General features: G+C 64.8%; 17 protein-coding genes. 15 read left to right on the top strand and 2 right to left on the bottom strand.

Translation table 11 applies throughout. From position 1 onward, the window contains the following. Positions 1-39: 39 nt before the first annotated feature. Both tam and HB681_RS14295 read right to left on the bottom strand, forming a co-directional pair. Positions 40-819: a trans-aconitate 2-methyltransferase gene (gene tam, locus HB681_RS14300; protein ID WP_213955509.1), complete on the bottom strand. Its 780-nt coding sequence runs from the start codon at positions 817-819 to the stop codon at positions 40-42. A gap of 8 nt (positions 820-827) precedes the next feature. Continuing rightward, positions 828-1,814 carry a malate dehydrogenase gene (locus tag HB681_RS14295; RefSeq protein WP_213955508.1) on the bottom strand — a complete coding sequence of 329 codons (987 nt, stop codon included), beginning with the start codon at positions 1,812-1,814 and terminating at the stop codon, positions 828-830. Between the two features lie 200 nt (positions 1,815-2,014). Between HB681_RS14295 and HB681_RS14290 the strand changes: the two genes are divergently transcribed. The 15 genes from HB681_RS14290 to HB681_RS14220 all read left to right on the top strand — a co-directional run. Next, positions 2,015-2,776: a GntR family transcriptional regulator gene (locus HB681_RS14290; RefSeq protein ID WP_213955507.1), complete on the top strand. Its 762-nt coding sequence runs from the start codon at positions 2,015-2,017 to the stop codon at positions 2,774-2,776. A gap of 235 nt (positions 2,777-3,011) precedes the next feature. Beyond that, on the top strand, positions 3,012-3,458 hold the full coding sequence (sdhC, locus tag HB681_RS14285; RefSeq protein ID WP_213955506.1) for a succinate dehydrogenase, cytochrome b556 subunit: 447 nt from the start codon (positions 3,012-3,014) through the stop codon (positions 3,456-3,458). Positions 3,459-3,472: 14 nt separating this feature from the next. Then, on the top strand, positions 3,473-3,838 hold the full coding sequence (sdhD, locus tag HB681_RS14280; RefSeq protein WP_213955505.1) for a succinate dehydrogenase, hydrophobic membrane anchor protein: 366 nt from the start codon (positions 3,473-3,475) through the stop codon (positions 3,836-3,838). Between the two features lie 42 nt (positions 3,839-3,880). Continuing rightward, positions 3,881-5,689, top strand: coding sequence for a succinate dehydrogenase flavoprotein subunit (gene sdhA, locus HB681_RS14275; protein ID WP_213955504.1), 1,809 nt, complete (start codon positions 3,881-3,883; stop codon positions 5,687-5,689). Between the two features lie 24 nt (positions 5,690-5,713). Next, positions 5,714-6,415 carry a succinate dehydrogenase iron-sulfur subunit gene (locus HB681_RS14270; protein ID WP_213955503.1) on the top strand — a complete coding sequence of 234 codons (702 nt, stop codon included), beginning with the start codon at positions 5,714-5,716 and terminating at the stop codon, positions 6,413-6,415. An 11-nt stretch (positions 6,416-6,426) separates the two neighbouring features. Continuing rightward, positions 6,427-6,705 carry a succinate dehydrogenase assembly factor 2 gene (locus tag HB681_RS14265; RefSeq protein WP_213955502.1) on the top strand — a complete coding sequence of 93 codons (279 nt, stop codon included), beginning with the start codon at positions 6,427-6,429 and terminating at the stop codon, positions 6,703-6,705. Between the two features lie 47 nt (positions 6,706-6,752). Further along, the gene (gene gltA, locus HB681_RS14260) at positions 6,753-8,063 is read left to right on the top strand and encodes a citrate synthase (protein WP_213955501.1); all 1,311 of its coding nucleotides are present in this window, start codon (positions 6,753-6,755) and stop codon (positions 8,061-8,063) included. 162 nt (positions 8,064-8,225) lie between these two features. Further along, a complete protein-coding gene (locus HB681_RS14255; RefSeq protein WP_213955500.1) occupies positions 8,226-8,366 on the top strand; it encodes an entericidin A/B family lipoprotein in 141 nt (46 codons plus the stop codon). 163 nt (positions 8,367-8,529) lie between these two features. Further along, on the top strand, positions 8,530-9,486 hold the full coding sequence (locus HB681_RS14250; protein ID WP_213955499.1) for a LysR family transcriptional regulator: 957 nt from the start codon (positions 8,530-8,532) through the stop codon (positions 9,484-9,486). Between the two features lie 33 nt (positions 9,487-9,519). Next, positions 9,520-10,941 (top strand): 3-isopropylmalate dehydratase large subunit, encoded by a 1,422-nt coding sequence (gene leuC, locus HB681_RS14245; RefSeq protein ID WP_213955498.1) that lies wholly within the window; start codon positions 9,520-9,522, stop codon positions 10,939-10,941. Between the two features lie 150 nt (positions 10,942-11,091). After that, the gene (gene leuD, locus HB681_RS14240) at positions 11,092-11,742 is read left to right on the top strand and encodes a 3-isopropylmalate dehydratase small subunit (protein ID WP_213955497.1); all 651 of its coding nucleotides are present in this window, start codon (positions 11,092-11,094) and stop codon (positions 11,740-11,742) included. Positions 11,743-11,755: 13 nt separating this feature from the next. Next, positions 11,756-12,037: a hypothetical protein gene (locus HB681_RS14235; RefSeq protein WP_213955496.1), complete on the top strand. Its 282-nt coding sequence runs from the start codon at positions 11,756-11,758 to the stop codon at positions 12,035-12,037. A 30-nt stretch (positions 12,038-12,067) separates the two neighbouring features. Beyond that, on the top strand, positions 12,068-13,156 hold the full coding sequence (leuB, locus tag HB681_RS14230) for a 3-isopropylmalate dehydrogenase (protein WP_213955495.1): 1,089 nt from the start codon (positions 12,068-12,070) through the stop codon (positions 13,154-13,156). Positions 13,157-13,244: 88 nt separating this feature from the next. Then, positions 13,245-14,417 carry an aspartate-semialdehyde dehydrogenase gene (gene asd, locus HB681_RS14225; protein WP_213955494.1) on the top strand — a complete coding sequence of 391 codons (1,173 nt, stop codon included), beginning with the start codon at positions 13,245-13,247 and terminating at the stop codon, positions 14,415-14,417. Between the two features lie 146 nt (positions 14,418-14,563). Continuing rightward, positions 14,564-15,826 (top strand): FimV/HubP family polar landmark protein (locus HB681_RS14220; protein ID WP_275946407.1); only part of this gene is annotated, 1,263 nt, incomplete at its 3' end.

Raw genomic sequence — 15,826 nt, 5'->3', positions numbered from 1 at the left:
TGCGACCTTGCTTGGGGCGGCCCGGCGCTGCGGTCATGGTCATGCCTTCCGCGCCACGATGAACATGCGCGGAAACGCCAGCAGGCGCTTCTCGTCGGCACGTTCGGGGTAAGCCTGGTCGATGCGCCGCTCGTAGGCGGCCAGGTAGCTTTCCTGCAGCTCGGGCGACAGGCGGTCGACGAAGGGCTTCAGCCCGGTGCCACGGACCCAGTCGACGATGGCGGCCGGCGACTCCATCGGGTGCTGGTACGCCGTGCGCCAGACGTCGATGCTCTCCGCCAGGGGCGCGAGCAGGTCGTAGTAGCCGTCGAGCGGCAGCAGTTCGGTGCGAAAGCGCGAGAAATCGCCGATCGCCTTGGCCCACGGCGCCTTGGCCGCGAGTTCGCGCATCAGGCGGTGCGTGGGTTCGTCGCGGTTGTCCGGCATCTGGATGGCGAGCGTGCCGCCGGGCGCAAGCGCCTCCAGCAGTCGCGGGAACAGGGTCTCATGACCCGGCACCCATTGCAGCGAGGCATTGGCGTAGATCAGGTCGGGCGGTACTTCAGGCTGCCAGGTCCAGATGTCGCTGAGTTCGAACTTCGCCGCCGGCAGGCGCTCCCGCGCCTTGACCAGCATCGGTTCGGAGTTGTCCGTGCCGGTCACGAACGCCTGCGGAAAGCGTTCGACCAGCAGTTCGGTCGAGTTGCCCGGGCCGCAGCCCAGGTCGACCACGCTGGCGACGCCCGCCGGATCCATCGCCACTCGGGCGAGCAGGTCGCGCGCCGGGCGAGTGCGCTCGTCCTCGAAACGGGAATAGAGCGCGGGGTTCCAGTCGAGCATGCCGCGGTTTAGACCAGGTGGGCCACGCCAGCTTGTTCGCCCTGCAGCTCTTCCAGGGTCTTGTTGATGCGTTCCCGGCTGAAGGCGTCGATCTCGAGGCCCTCGACCAGCTTGTATTCACCGTTTTCGCAGGTGACCGGGAAACCGAACATGACATCCTTCGGAATGCCGTACTGGCCGTCCGACGGGATGCCCATCGTGACCCACTTGCCGTTGGTGCCCAGGGCCCAGTCGCGCATGTGGTCGATGGCGGCGTTGGCGGCCGATGCAGCCGACGACGAGCCACGCGCCTCGATGATGGCCGCGCCGCGCTTGCCGACGGTCGGCAGGAAGGTGTTGGCGTTCCACTCCTGGTCGTTGATCATCTTGGCAACGCTTTCGCCGCTGATGGTGGCGAAGCGGTAGTCGGCATACATCGTGGGCGAGTGGTTGCCCCAGACGGTCAGCTTCTCGATGTCGGCCACGGCCTTGCCGGTCTTGGCAGCGATCTGGCTGGCAGCGCGGTTGTGATCCAGGCGGAGCATGGCGGTGAAGTTCTTGCGGGGCAGGCCGGGCGCGCTCTTCATGGCGATGTAGGCGTTGGTGTTGGCGGGGTTGCCGACCACCAGCACCTTGACGTTGCGGCTGGCGACGGCGTCGAGCGCCTTGCCTTGGGCCGTGAAGATGGCGCCGTTGACGGCCAGCAGCTCGGCACGTTCCATGCCGGGGCCGCGCGGACGCGAGCCGACCAGCAGCGCGTAGTCGGCATCCTTGAACGCCGTCATTGGGTCACTGTGGGCTTCCATGCCGACCAGCAGCGGGAAGGCGCAGTCGTCGAGTTCCATCATCACGCCCTTGAGCGCCTTCTGCGGACCTTCGACCGGCACTTCGAGCAAATTCAGGATGACCGGCTGGTCCTTGCCCAGCATTTCGCCGGAGGCGATGCGGAACAGCAGGGCGTAGCCGATTTGGCCGGCGGCGCCGGTGACGGCAACGCGGACGGGTTTTTTGCTCATGGGAAGACTCCAGAAGGTGGTGAAAAAGAGAGGATTCGCACCGCGACTCCCCCGCAGACGTCGCGGGCATCGCCGGACCTGGGGCCCGCGCGCAAAACCGGCCGGCATTTTAGGCCCCAAACCGCAGTTTCATGGCGCATGTCTTATGTCTTATATAAGATAGGGGCCATTCCGGCGCCCTCGCCGCGCTTGCCCACGCCATGAACACGCCCCTTTCCGCCCTGCCAGATACGCCGACGCCCGCGTTCAGCCCGCTGTATCAGCAAATCAAGGCCCTGATCCTGCAGAACCTGAAGGCCGGCGAATGGAAGCCCGGCGAGCCCATTCCGAGCGAAATGGACCTGGCCGCGCGTTTTCGGGTGAGCCAGGGCACGGTACGCAAGGCCATCGACGAACTGGCCGCTGAGAACCTGCTCGTACGCCGCCAGGGCAAGGGCACCTTCGTCGCGACGCACACCGAGCACCACGTCCAGTACCGCTTCCTCAAGCTCGTGCCCGACAGCGGCGACCTCAACACCGAAGGCCCGGCCGAGCGCACCATCGTGGACTGCAAGCGCCTGCGCGCCGCCGCCGACGTGGCGCGCGCCCTGTCCTTGCGCACCGGTGATGCGGTGCTGCAGGTGCGCCGGGTGCTGGCCTACGGCGGCGTGCCGACCATCCTGGAAGACCTGTGGCTCCCCGGCGTACCGTTCAAGGGCCTGACGGCGGAGCGTCTCACAGCATGGCGCGGACCCATGTATTCGCTCTTCGAAGCCGAATTCGGCGTGCACATGATCCGCGCAGAGGAGAAAATCCGCGCGGTGCTGCCCGATGCCGCACAGGCCGAATTGCTCGCCGTCACCCACGCAACCCCGCTCCTGAGCGTCGAGCGCGTGGCCTACACCTACCACGACACCCCCATGGAGCTTCGACGCGGCCTGTACCGCACCGACACGCACCACTACCGGAACGAACTCGGATGATCTGCTCCGCGCCCAGTCGCTGCGCCCGCCGCAAGGCCGGTGGCCGCTGCTTTTTGCGCAAAACGGGCTGCCAGCGCGCGATACCTTCCCGGATTCAGGCTCGAGAGCCCGAGTTACGCACTGTGTCGATGCACGGCGCACCGATGCGTCATGGTGCATTGCAATACAATTTTTCGTTGTTTGCATTTGCCTCCAAGAAACAAGCCGTCCCCACGAAAAGCAACGAAAGCCTCCCATGACTGAGCTTGCCTCCACCCCCCGGCCACCGCGCCGCGAATTCCGCAACATCAACGCATTCACCGATCTCCGGACGTACCGCCTGCCGCCAGCCGGCATCGTCTCGATCCTGCACCGCGTCAGCGGCTTCCTGATGTTCCTGCTGCTGCCGTTCATCATCTGGATGTTCGACACCTCGATCAGTTCAGAGCTCTCCTTCGAAAAATTCAAGGCCGCCTTCAACAGCGGCCTTGGTTACGTTCCGGGCGTGCTGATCAAGCTGGTGGCGCTCGCACTCATCTGGGCCTACCTGCACCACTTCATCGCGGGCCTGCGCCACCTCTGGATGGACGTGAGCCATTCGGCGGTGAGCAAGGAATTCGGCAAGAGTTCAGCCATGATCACGCTGTTCCTGAGCATTGCGCTCACCGTCGTGCTCGGCGCCAAGCTGTTCGGCCTCTACTGATCGGGAGCACAAAAATGGCAGTGAACTACGGCTCCAAGCGCATCGTCGTCGGCGCGCACTACGGACTTCGCGACTGGCTCAGCCAGCGCATCACGGGCGGCCTGATGGCGCTCTTCACGATCATCCTGCTCGGCCAGGTGCTTTTCAGCGTCGGCCCCATCGGCTACGAGAAGTGGTCCGGCATCTTCTCGCAGCAGTGGATGAAGGTGCTGACATTCGCGGTCATCGTCTCGCTGCTGTACCACGTGTGGGTCGGCATGCGCGACATCTGGATGGACTACATCCAGCCCGTCAGCATCCGCCTGCTGCTGCAGATCTTCACGCTCGTCTGGCTTGTCGGTTGCGCGGGTTGGGCCATTCAAGTGCTCTGGAGAGTGTGATGCCCTCACTCTCTTCGTCCCACCCCATCGCCGCCTGACCCCATGACCTACACCAAAGACCAAATCACCAAGCGCAAGTTCGACGTCGTCATCGTCGGCGCCGGCGGCTCCGGCATGCGCGCCTCGCTGCAACTCGCTCGCGCCGGCCTCAACGTGGCCGTGCTCTCCAAGGTGTTCCCGACCCGCTCGCACACCGTCGCCGCACAAGGCGGCGTCGGTGCATCGCTCGGCAACATGAGCGAGGACAACTGGCACTACCACTTCTACGACACCATCAAGGGTTCGGATTGGCTGGGCGACCAGGACGCGATCGAATTCATGTGCCGCGAGGCACCGAAGGTCGTGTACGAGCTCGAACACTTCGGCATGCCCTTCGACCGCAACCCGGACGGCACGATCTACCAGCGCCCCTTCGGCGGCCACACCGCCAACTACGGCGAGAAGCCGGTGCAGCGCGCCTGCGCCGCGGCCGACCGCACCGGCCACGCGATGCTGCACACGCTCTACCAGAAGAACGTGGAAGCGCGCACACAGTTCTTCGTCGAATGGATGGCGCTCGACCTGATCCGTGACGAGGAAGGCGACGTCGTCGGCGTCACCGCGCTCGAAATGGAAACCGGCGACCTGCACATCCTGCAGGCCAAGACCGTGCTGCTCGCCACCGGCGGCGCCGGCCGCATCTTTGCCGCGTCGACCAACGCCTTCATCAACACCGGCGACGGCCTGGGCATGGCGGCGCGCTCGGGCATTCCGCTGCAGGACATGGAGTTCTGGCAGTTCCACCCGACCGGCGTGGCCGGCGCCGGCGTGCTGCTGACCGAAGGCTGCCGCGGCGAAGGCGCGATCCTGCTCAACAGCAACGGCGAACGCTTCATGGAGCGCTATGCGCCCACTTTGAAGGACCTGGCGCCGCGCGACTTCGTGTCCCGCTCGATGGACCAGGAAATCAAGGAAGGCCGCGGCTGCGGACCGAACAAGGACTACGTGCTGCTCAAGCTCGACCACCTCGGTGCCGAGACCATCCACAAGCGCCTGCCCTCGGTGTACGAGATCGGCGTCAACTTCGCCAATGTCGACATCACGAAGGAGCCGATTCCGGTCGTGCCGACCATCCATTACCAGATGGGTGGCATCCCGACCAATATCAACGGCCAGGTCGTCATCCAGCAGGGCGAGGAGAACAGCGCCGTGGTCAACGGCCTCTACGCGGTCGGCGAATGCTCCTGCGTGAGCGTGCACGGCGCCAACCGCCTGGGCACCAATTCGCTGCTCGACCTGCTGGTGTTCGGCCGTGCGGCCGGCAACCACATCGTCGAGTTCAACAACAAGAACAAGGAACACAAGCCGCTGCCGGAAGACGCCGCCGACCGCACGCTGGCCCGACTGAACGAACTGGAAGACTCCACCGACGGTCTGTACGCGCAGGACGTGGCAGCCGAGATCCGCGCCACGATGCAGCAGCATGCAGCCGTGTTCCGCAAGCAGGCCTCGATGGACGAAGGCGTCGAGAAGATCGCCGCCGTGCGCGAGCGCGTCCGCGCCGTCACGCTCAAGGACAAGTCGCGCGTCTTCAACACCGCGCGCATCGAGGCGCTGGAAGTCGACAACCTGATCGAAGTGGCGCAGGCCACCATGGTCTCCGCCGCCGCCCGTCGCGAATGCCGCGGCGCCCACACGGTGGAAGACTACGAACGTCCCGCGGACGATCCGGTCTCGCCGCTCGGCCGCGACGATGCCAACTGGATGAAGCACACGCTCTGGTACAGCGAAGGCAACCGCCTGTCGTACAAGCCGGTGAAGCTGCAGCCACTCACCGTCGCGTCGGTGCCCCCGAAGGTCCGGACCTTCTGAAGATCAAGAACAGGAATATCCACGATGAAGCGCACTTTCAAGATCTACCGCTACGACCCGGACAAGGATGCCAAGCCGTACATGCAGACCATCGAGATCGAACTCGACGGCCACGAACGCATGCTGCTCGACGCCCTGATGAAGCTCAAGGCGCAGGATCCCACGCTGTCGTTCCGCCGCTCCTGCCGCGAAGGCGTCTGCGGCTCCGACGCAATGAACATCAACGGCAAGAACGGCCTGGCCTGCCTGACCAACATGAACACGCTCAAGGGCGTGGTCGTGCTGAAGCCGCTGCCTGGCCTGCCGGTCATCCGCGACCTGATCGTCGACATGACGCAGTTCTTCAAGCAGTACAACTCGATCAAGCCGTACCTGCAGAACGACACCGTGCCGCCCGAGAAGGAACGCCTGCAGTCGCCTGAAGAACGCGACGAGCTGAACGGTCTCTACGAGTGCATCCTGTGCGCGAGTTGCTCGACGAGCTGCCCGAGCTTCTGGTGGAACCCCGACAAGTTCGTCGGCCCGGCCGGCTTGCTGCAGGCCTACCGCTTCATCGCCGACAGCCGCGACGAAGCCACCGCCGAGCGCCTGGACAACCTCGAAGACCCGTACCGCCTGTTCCGCTGCCACACCATCATGAATTGCGTCGACGTGTGCCCCAAGGGCTTGAACCCGACCAAGGCGATCGGCAAGATCAAGGAATTGATGGTCCGCCGCGCCATCTGACCTGAACAGCCATGCAAGCCACCGACAACCTCGACCAGCCCCTCGGCGCCCGTGCGCTGAGCAAGCTGAAATGGCGTTGCCGGCGCGGCCTGCTCGAAAATGACTTGTTCATCGCCCGCTTCTTCGAGCGGCATGAATCTCGCTTGACCGTCGGACAGGCACAGGCAATGGAAGCCCTGATGGACCTGTCGGACCATGATCTCCTCGACTTGTTGCTCAAGCGAAAAGAGCCGGAGCCTGCCTTGGCGGCGCCGGGCGTGGTCGATTTGTTGCATCTCCTGCGCGTCTGAACGCGCGCAAGCCTCCTTCCAGATTTATTTGAAGAAAGAAAGCCTCAATGAAAGCCTCTGACACCAAGGCCACGCTGTCGTTCAGCAACGGCACCGACAACATCGACCTGCCGATCTACAAGGGCTCGATCGGCCCGGATGTCATCGACATCCGCAAGCTGTACGCGCAGACCGGCATGTTCACCTATGACCCGGGCTTCATGTCGACCGCGTCGTGCCAGTCGGCCATCACTTACATCGACGGCGACAAGGGCGAACTGCTCTACCGCGGCTACCCCATCGAACAGCTCGCGACCAACTGCGACTTCATGGAAACCTGCCACCTGCTGCTGTACGGTGAACTGCCGAACGAAGCGCAAAAGGGCACCTTCACCAAGCTCGTGACCAACCACACCATGGTCAACGAGCAGATGCAGTTCTTCCTGCGCGGCTTCCGTCGCGACGCGCACCCGATGGCCATCATGACTGGCCTGGTCGGCGCCCTGTCGGCCTTCTATCACGACAGCACGGACATCAACAATCCGAAGCACCGCGAGATCGCCGCCATCCGCCTCATCGCGAAGATGCCGACGCTGGTCGCCATGGCCTACAAGTACACGATCGGCCAGCCGTACATGTACCCGAAGAACGAGCTGAGCTATGCCGGCAACTTCCTGCACATGATGTTCGCCACGCCGTGCGAAGAGTACAAGGTGAGCCCGGTGCTCGAGCGCGCGCTCGACCGCATCTTCATCCTGCACGCAGACCACGAGCAGAACGCTTCGACCTCGACCGTCCGCCTGTGCGGCTCGTCGGGCACCAACCCGTTCGCGGCGATCGCAGCCGGCGTGGCCTGCCTCTGGGGCCCCGCCCACGGTGGCGCCAACGAGGCGGCGCTCAACATGCTCTACGACATCCAGAAGGCTGGCGGCGTCGAGAAGATCGGCGAGTTCATCAAGCAGGTCAAGGACAAGAACTCGAACGTCAAGCTGATGGGCTTCGGGCACCGTGTCTACAAGAACTACGACCCACGCGCCAAGCTGATGCAGGAAACCTGCAAGGAAGTGCTGCACGAGTTGGGTCTCGAGAACGATCCGCTGTTCAAGCTGGCCATGGCGCTCGAGAAGATCGCCCTGGAAGACGAGTACTTCGTCTCGCGCAAGCTCTACCCGAACGTCGACTTCTACTCGGGCATCGTGCAGCGCGCCATCGGCATCCCGGTGCCGCTGTTCACCGCGATCTTCGCGCTGGCCCGTACCGTCGGGTGGATCGCCCAGCTGAACGAAATGATCGGCGACCCCGAGTACAAGATCGGTCGTCCGCGCCAGCTGTTCGAAGGCTCGGTCAAGCGCGACGTGCAACCGATCGCCACACGCTGAGCATCCGTCGGGGCCTCGCGCCTCACCTTTTGAAAGGCTGCCTTCGGGCAGCCTTTTTGCGTTTTGGCTGACAAGACGGCCCCGTGCATTTCCCTAATCTGCCGGTGCGGAGGGAAAACCGCCTCGCATTCCATTCAACCTACTGCTCCAAAGGAGTCTGATATGAGAAAAATCGCTGCATTGATGGCCGTCGCGTTCGCATTCGCCATTCCGCTGGCCGGCTGCAACACCATGAAGGGCGCAGGCCAGGACATGGAGAAGGCCGGCCAGAAGCTGGAAAGCTCCGCCGACAAGAACAAGTGACCTGGCGCCTTGCCGCCACCACTGGAAGCAGCGGGCCGAGCGCCCGCTTTTTTTCATCTTGAGGCAGCAACGGTGTCATCGTGTTTCACGATGACGGAAGGGTCAATTCCCTAGCAAAATAGCGCTCCGCTTCATCGCCTCCCGCGATGGCAGCCAGCGCACCGTGAACACCTCTGAACGCAGCTTTGCCCGCCGGATCGACCTGACCTCCCTGCAGCTCTTCGTGGCTGTATGCGAGTTGGGCAGCATCGGCCGCGCGGCGGAGCGCGAGTTCATCGCGGCGTCAGCCGTCAGCAAGCGCCTGTCGGACCTCGAAGCCACGCTCAACACCCCCCTGCTCTACCGCCATACGCGCGGCGTCGACCTGACGCCGGCCGGCGAGAGCCTGTTGCACCACGCCCGCTCGGTGCTCTACAGCCTCGAGAAGATGCAGGGCGAACTCAGCGAGTACGCCGACGGGGTGCGCGGCCATGTGCGCGTGCACGCCAACATCTCGGCCATCGTGCAGTTCCTGCCGGAAGACCTGGGCGCCTTCCGCCGCGCGCACGAGGCCATCAAGATCGACCTCGAAGAACACCTCAGCAGCGAGGTGCTGCGCGCGGTCCAGGAAGGCGCTTCGGACCTCGGCGTCTGTCATCTGGCCGACCACGACACCGAATTGCAGAGCCTGCCCTATCGCCACGACCACTTGGTGCTGATCGTGCCCGCCGGGCATCCGCTCGCGGGTGCGGGGCCCATCGATTTCGTCGATTCGCTGGAGCATGACCACGTCGGCCTGCACACCAACAGCTCGATCTATGTCGCCACGCGCCAGGCCGCGCTGGATGCCGGTCGCAGCATCAAGCTGCGCATCCACGTCACCGGCCTGGACGCCATGTGCCGGATGATCGAGAACGGCCTCGGCATCGGCGTGATGCCGGGCCAGGCATTCGACTTGATGCGCGGCGGTGTCGGCCGGCGGCTCACCAGCGTGGCACTCAAGGACGCCTGGGCGCAGCGCGAAATCCGCCTGGTCGCGCGCGACTTTTCCACACTGCCGGTCGCCGCCCGCACGCTCGTCCAGCACCTCCAAGCCTCCGGCGAAGCAGCCGCCCGCGAACCGGCCGAACTGGCCGCCTGAAACACAACGATCACCCCACGAAAGAAGACTGACATGGCACGCACGCTCTACGACAAGATCTGGGACGAACACGTCGTCCACACCGAGGAAGACGGCACCGCGATCCTCTACATCGACCGCCACCTGGTGCACGAAGTCACCAGCCCGCAAGCCTTCGAGGGCCTGCGCGAGGCCGGCCGCAAGCTGTGGCGCATCAGCTCGGTCGTGGCCACGGCCGACCACAACACGCCGACCACCGGATGGGAGCGCGGCTACGAAGGCATTGCCGACCCGACCAGCAAGGAGCAGATCACGACGCTCGACCACAACATCGCCGAATTCGGCGCGGCCGCGTTCTTCCCGTTCCTGAACAAGCGCCAGGGCATCGTGCACGTGATCGGCCCGGAATCGGGCGCGACGCTGCCGGGCATGACGGTCGTCTGCGGCGACTCGCACACCTCCACGCACGGCGCATTCGGCGCGCTCGCGCACGGCATCGGCACCAGCGAGGTCGAGCATGTGATGGCGACGCAGACGCTGCTCGGCAAGAAGGCGAAGAACATGCTGGTCAAGGTCGAAGGCAAGCTGCCGCTCGGCTGCACCGCCAAGGACATCGTGCTCGCGATCATCGGCAAGATCGGCACCGCTGGCGGCACCGGCTACACCATCGAATTCGCGGGCTCGGCGATCCGCGACCTGAGCATGGAAGGCCGCATGACGGTCTGCAACATGGCCATCGAAGCCGGCGCGCGCGCTGGCCTCGTGGCGGTCGATGAAAAGACGATCAGCTACGTCAAGGGCCGCCCGCTCGCACCCACCGGCGTGGAATGGGACCAGGCTGTCAGCTACTGGAAGACGCTGCAATCCGACCCCACTGCGCACTTCGATCTCGTCGTCGAACTCGACGCCACAAAGATCCCGCCGCAGGTCACCTGGGGCACCTCGCCCGAGATGGTCACGGAGATTAACGGCCGCGTGCCCGATCCCGACAAGGAAAAGGACGCCAACAAGCGCGGCGCCATCGAACGCGCGCTGACCTACATGGGACTGGAGCCGAACAAGGCGATGAACGACATCTTCGTCGACAAGGTGTTCATCGGCTCGTGCACGAACAGCCGCATCGAGGACATGCGCGAAGCCGCTGCCGTCGTGAAGAAGCTGGGCCAGAAGGTCGCGAAGAACGTCAAGCTCGCGATGGTCGTGCCCGGCTCCGGCCTGGTGAAGGAACAGGCCGAGCGCGAGGGCCTCGACGTGATCTTCAAGGCCGCAGGATTCGAATGGCGCGAGCCCGGTTGCTCGATGTGCCTGGCGATGAACGCCGACCGCCTCGAACCCGGCGAGCGCTGCGCCTCCACAAGCAACCGCAACTTCGAAGGCCGCCAGGGCGCCGGTGGCCGAACCCACCTCGTGAGCCCCGCGATGGCCGCTGCCGCCGCGGTGCACGGGCACTTCGTCGACGTGCGCACCTTCGCCTGAATACAAGAACAGCCGGCCGCGAAGGACGCGAAAAACTACGCGAAGAACGCGAAAGAAACCCCATGAATTTTGGCTGTTCTTTCGCGTCCTTCGCGCAATCTTCGCGTCCTCTGCGTCCGGCAGTCCGCTTTTGAATCTGGAGTCCTCACCATGCAGAAATTCACCGTACACAAGGGCCTCGTCGCCCCGATGGACCGCGAGAACGTCGACACCGACGCGATCATTCCCAAGCAGTTCCTGAAGTCGATCCGCAAGACCGGCTTCGGCCCCAATCTGTTCGACGCCTGGCGCTACCTCGACACCGGCGAACCGGGGCAAGACCCTGCCACCCGCAAGCCGAACCCCGATTTCGTGCTGAACCAGCCGCGCTATGTCGGCGCGTCGATCCTGATCGCGCGCCAGAACTTCGGCTGCGGCTCGTCGCGCGAGCACGCGCCGTGGGCACTCGACCAGTACGGCTTCCGCGCCATCATCGCGCCGAGCTACGCCGACATCTTCTTCAACAACAGCTTCAAGAGCGGCTTGCTGCCGATCGTGCTGCCCGAGGCGCAGGTCGCGAAACTGTTCGACGAAGTCTTCGCATTCCCCGGCTACCAGCTCACCATCGACCTGGGGCGCCAGGTGGTGGTGAAGCCCGATGGCACCGAACTCGCCTTCGACGTGCAAGCCTTCCGCAAGTACTGCCTCATCAACGGCCTCGACGACATCGGCCTGACGCTGCGCCACAAGGACAAAATCCAGGCCTTCGAGAAGGAACGCCTGGCCACCAAGCCGTGGCTCGCCCACACGATGGTGAGCTGACGCGATTGCCGCCATGCGTCGACTGTTCCAGCGCTGGGTGTTGTCGCGGCTGTGGCTGACCTTCATCGTCCTGTGCCTGAGCTTCTTTGCTTTCGGCGCGGGCACGTTGAACCTCATCTACCTGTTCCAGGCCAATGCGGCCTTCCTTGCCGAGCAGGGATGGCAGGCGGTCATGGACGGCGCGCTCGGTCAACTCTTTCATCTGCTGCTGAACGGCGTGCTGAGCATGGTGGCCTACGTGATCTTCAAGACCTGCGAGCATCGCTTGTCGCACTGGCTCGGCGACGAGCACTGACTTCCAACAATTAACAACCCTTCGACTCTCATGAAAATCGCAGTCCTCCCCGGTGATGGCATCGGCACCGAAATCGTCGCCGAAGCCGTTCGCGTGCTCGACGTCCTCGACCTGAAGTTCGAGATGGAAACCGCCCTGGTCGGCGGCGCCGCCTACGAAGCGCACGGCCATCCGCTGCCCGAGTCGACGCTCAAGCTCGCCAAGGAATCCGACGCTGTGCTGTTCGGCGCCGTCGGCGACTGGAAGTACGACAAGCTCGACCGCCCGCTGCGCCCGGAGCAGGCCATCCTGGGCCTGCGCAAGAACCTTGGCCTGTTCGCCAACTTCCGCCCTGCGATCTGCTACGAGCAACTGGTCGGCGCATCGAGCCTCAAGCCCGAACTCATCGCGGGCCTGGACATCCTCATCATCCGCGAACTGACCGGCGACATCTACTTCGGCGCACCGCGCGGCCGCCGCACCGCCGTCGACGGGCACTTTCCCGGCGCCGAGGAAGCCTTCGACACGATGCGCTACTCGCGCCCCGAGGTCGAGCGCATCGCCCGCGTCGCCTTCGAGGCCGCGCGCAAGCGCAGCAAGCGCGTGACCAGCGTCGACAAGGCCAACGTGCTTGAGACCTTCCAGTTCTGGAAGGACATCGTCACCGAGGTCGGCAAGGAATATCCGGACGTCGAACTCGACCACATGTACGTCGACAACGCGGCCATGCAACTCGTCAAGGCGCCGAAGAAGTTCGACGTGGTCGTCACCGGCAACATGTTCGGCGACATCCTCTCGGACGAGGCCGCGATGCTCACCGGCTCCATCGGCATGCTGCCCTCGGCCTCGCTGAATGCGAGCAACCAGGGCCTGTACGAACCGAGCCATGGCAGCGCGCCCGACATCGCCGGCAAGGGGGTTGCCAATCCATTGGCTACAATCCTCTCCGCTGCCATGATGCTCCGCTTCTCCCTCAACCAACCCGAAGCCGCCGCTCGTATCGAGTCGGCGGTCCAGCAGGTGCTGGCCGCAGGCCTTCGCACCGGCGACATCTGGTCGGAAGGCACGAAGCGCGTCGGCACCCGCGAAATGGGTGACGCGGTTGTTGCAGCAATCACCAAAAAGACGATTACCGGCTAACCGCAGCCCGCTTCGTCACGCCCCCCGGCTCGACGAGTCGGGCGCAAAGAGAAACCACTTTCTTTTTTGACTTAGGGCACTTTTCAAAATGGCGTACGCATCTCAACCTCTGGTCGGCCTCGTGGGCTGGCGTGGCATGGTCGGCTCGGTCCTGATGGACCGCATGCAGGCCGAAGGCGACTTCGGCCTCATCGAGCCGATGTTCTTCTCGACTTCCAACGCCGGCGGCAAGGCCCCGTCGATGGCCAAGAACGAGACCGCGCTGAAGGATGCGTTCGACATCGAAGCACTGAAGAAGTGCGACATCGTCATCACCGCCCAAGGCGGCGACTACACGAGCGAAGTCTTCCCCAAGCTGCGCGCAGCCGGCTGGAACGGCCACTGGATCGATGCCGCCTCGACGCTGCGCATGAAGGATGACGCGATCATCGTCCTCGACCCGGTGAACCTGCCCGTGATCCAGACCGCACTCAGCAAGGGCGGCAGGAACTGGATCGGCGGCAACTGCACCGTGAGCTGCATGCTGATGGGCGTGGGCGCGCTGTACAAGGCCGGCCTGGTCGAGTGGATGACCAGCATGACCTACCAGGCCGCATCAGGCGGCGGCGCACAGCACATGCGCGAGTTGCTGACGCAGTTCGGCACGCTGAATTCGGAAGTGAAGGCGCTGCTGGACGATCCGAAGTCGGCCATCCTGGAAATCGACCGCAAGGTGCTGCACAAGCAGCAGAACCTGTCGGCCGCGGAAACGGCCAACTTCGGCGCACCGCTGGGTGGCTCACTGATTCCGTGGATCGACAAGGACCTCGGCATCGGCAAGACGTCGCACGACGATGCCGAATGGGGCCTGTCCAAGGAAGAGTGGAAGGGCGGCGCCGAGACCAACAAGATCCTCGGCCAGGGCGCGGGCTTCGGCACCGCCGCCACGCCCGTCGATGGTTTCTGCGTGCGGGTCGGCGCGATGCGCTGCCACAGCCAGGCGCTGACCTTCAAGCTCAAGAAGAACGTGCCGACGGCGGACATCGAGGCGCTCATCGCGGCAGACAACGCCTGGGTCAAGGTCGTTCCGAACACGCGTGAAGCCACGCTCAAGGACCTGACGCCCGTCGCCGTCACCGGCACCATGAATATCCCTGTCGGCCGCATCCGCAAGCTGGCGATGGGTCCGGAATACGTCGGAGCGTTCACAATCGGCGACCAGCTCCTGTGGGGCGCGGCCGAGCCATTGCGTCGTATGCTGCGAATCCTGCTCGACGCCTGAAGCAGAGGGTGACGTTGCAAAACAGCCACGGAACTTTGCGGCCGAAGTTGGCACGCACTGGTCTGGTCTAAGCTGTTGCCTTGTCACTAGGGGGTGATGGTGTTAACGTTCTCTTACACTTCCGGGCCATGAAGCCCCCTATCAGCATGACCAGACCTCCGCTGCACGTGAACCTGAACCCGGTCACCCGGCCCACCCCGACGTCTTCGGGCAGCGGTCCAGTCTCACTGCTGAGCGCCGCCATCGCACTCGCATTGGGATTGGTGGTGAGCACGGATGCCAGCGCGCTGGCGCTGGGTCGGCTCAACGTGCAATCGGCCCTCGGCGAACCGCTGCGCGCCGAGATCGACGTCACCGAGATCAGTGCTGCCGAAGCTGACAGCATGAAGCTCAACATCGCGTCGCCCGAAGCCTTCCAGGCCGCGGGCGTCGCCTACAACACCGCCCTCGCCGACGTGCGCATGGTGCTGCAACGCCGCGCCGATGGCCGCTACGTCGTGCGCCTGGCCGGCAATCGCTCGCTCAACGATCCGTTCATCGACCTGCTGCTGGAAGCCAACTGGGGAGGCGGGCGCGTCGTGCGCGACTACACCGTGCTGCTCGATCCGCCGCGCAGCCGCCAGGCGGCCGCAACACCGATCAACCCGGTCGGGCCGCAGATCCAGATCGGCAACACCCCGCCGACGCGCATGGCCACGCCGCCCGCAGCGCCCCCGGTGGCGCAGGCAGCCCCGCCGCGTCCACGTCCGGCGCCTGTTCCCGCGCCCACGCCCGCACCGGCAGCCGAGCGCGCCGTGCGCACCGGCACCGGTGACGGCCAGCAAGTCGCGGTGCGCCCCGGCGACACTGCCAGCAAGATCGCCGGCGCCTACAAGCCGGCAGACGTGTCGCTCGACCAGATGCTGGTGGCGATGCTGCGGAGCAATCCGGATGCTTTCCTCGGCGGCAACGTCAACCGCATGAAGGCCGGCGCGGTCATCAACGTACCGAGCGCTGCGCAGGCCACCGCGACACCGCCCGACGAAGCCCGGCGCACCGTCACCGCGCAAAGCCGTGATTTCAACGACTATCGCCAGCGCCTGGCCGGCAACGCGCCGACCTCCCGGGTGGCTCGCGCGGATCGCCAGGCCGGAGGCAAGGTCCAGACCAATGTCCAGGACCGAAATGCCGCCGCAGCATCGCCCGACAAGCTCACCATTTCGCCAGGCACGTCGACCACGGCCGCCGACGAAAAGCTGGCGGCGGAACGCCAGGCCAAGGACACCAGCACCCGCGTGGCGGAGCTGTCGAAGAACATTTCGGAATTGAACAAGCTGCAGAGCGCGACCGCGCCTGCCGCCACTGCGCCCGCTGCATCGGCCGTTGCACCCTCTACACCCGCGACCCCGGCGGCAGCGCCTGCCGCCCCC

Source organism: Variovorax sp. dw_954 (assembly GCF_018449755.1).
In the GTDB taxonomy this organism is placed as follows: domain Bacteria; phylum Pseudomonadota; class Gammaproteobacteria; order Burkholderiales; family Burkholderiaceae_C; genus Variovorax.
The sequence above is the reverse complement of the archived record's forward strand: the minus strand, read 5'-3'. Positions and strand labels throughout refer to the sequence as shown.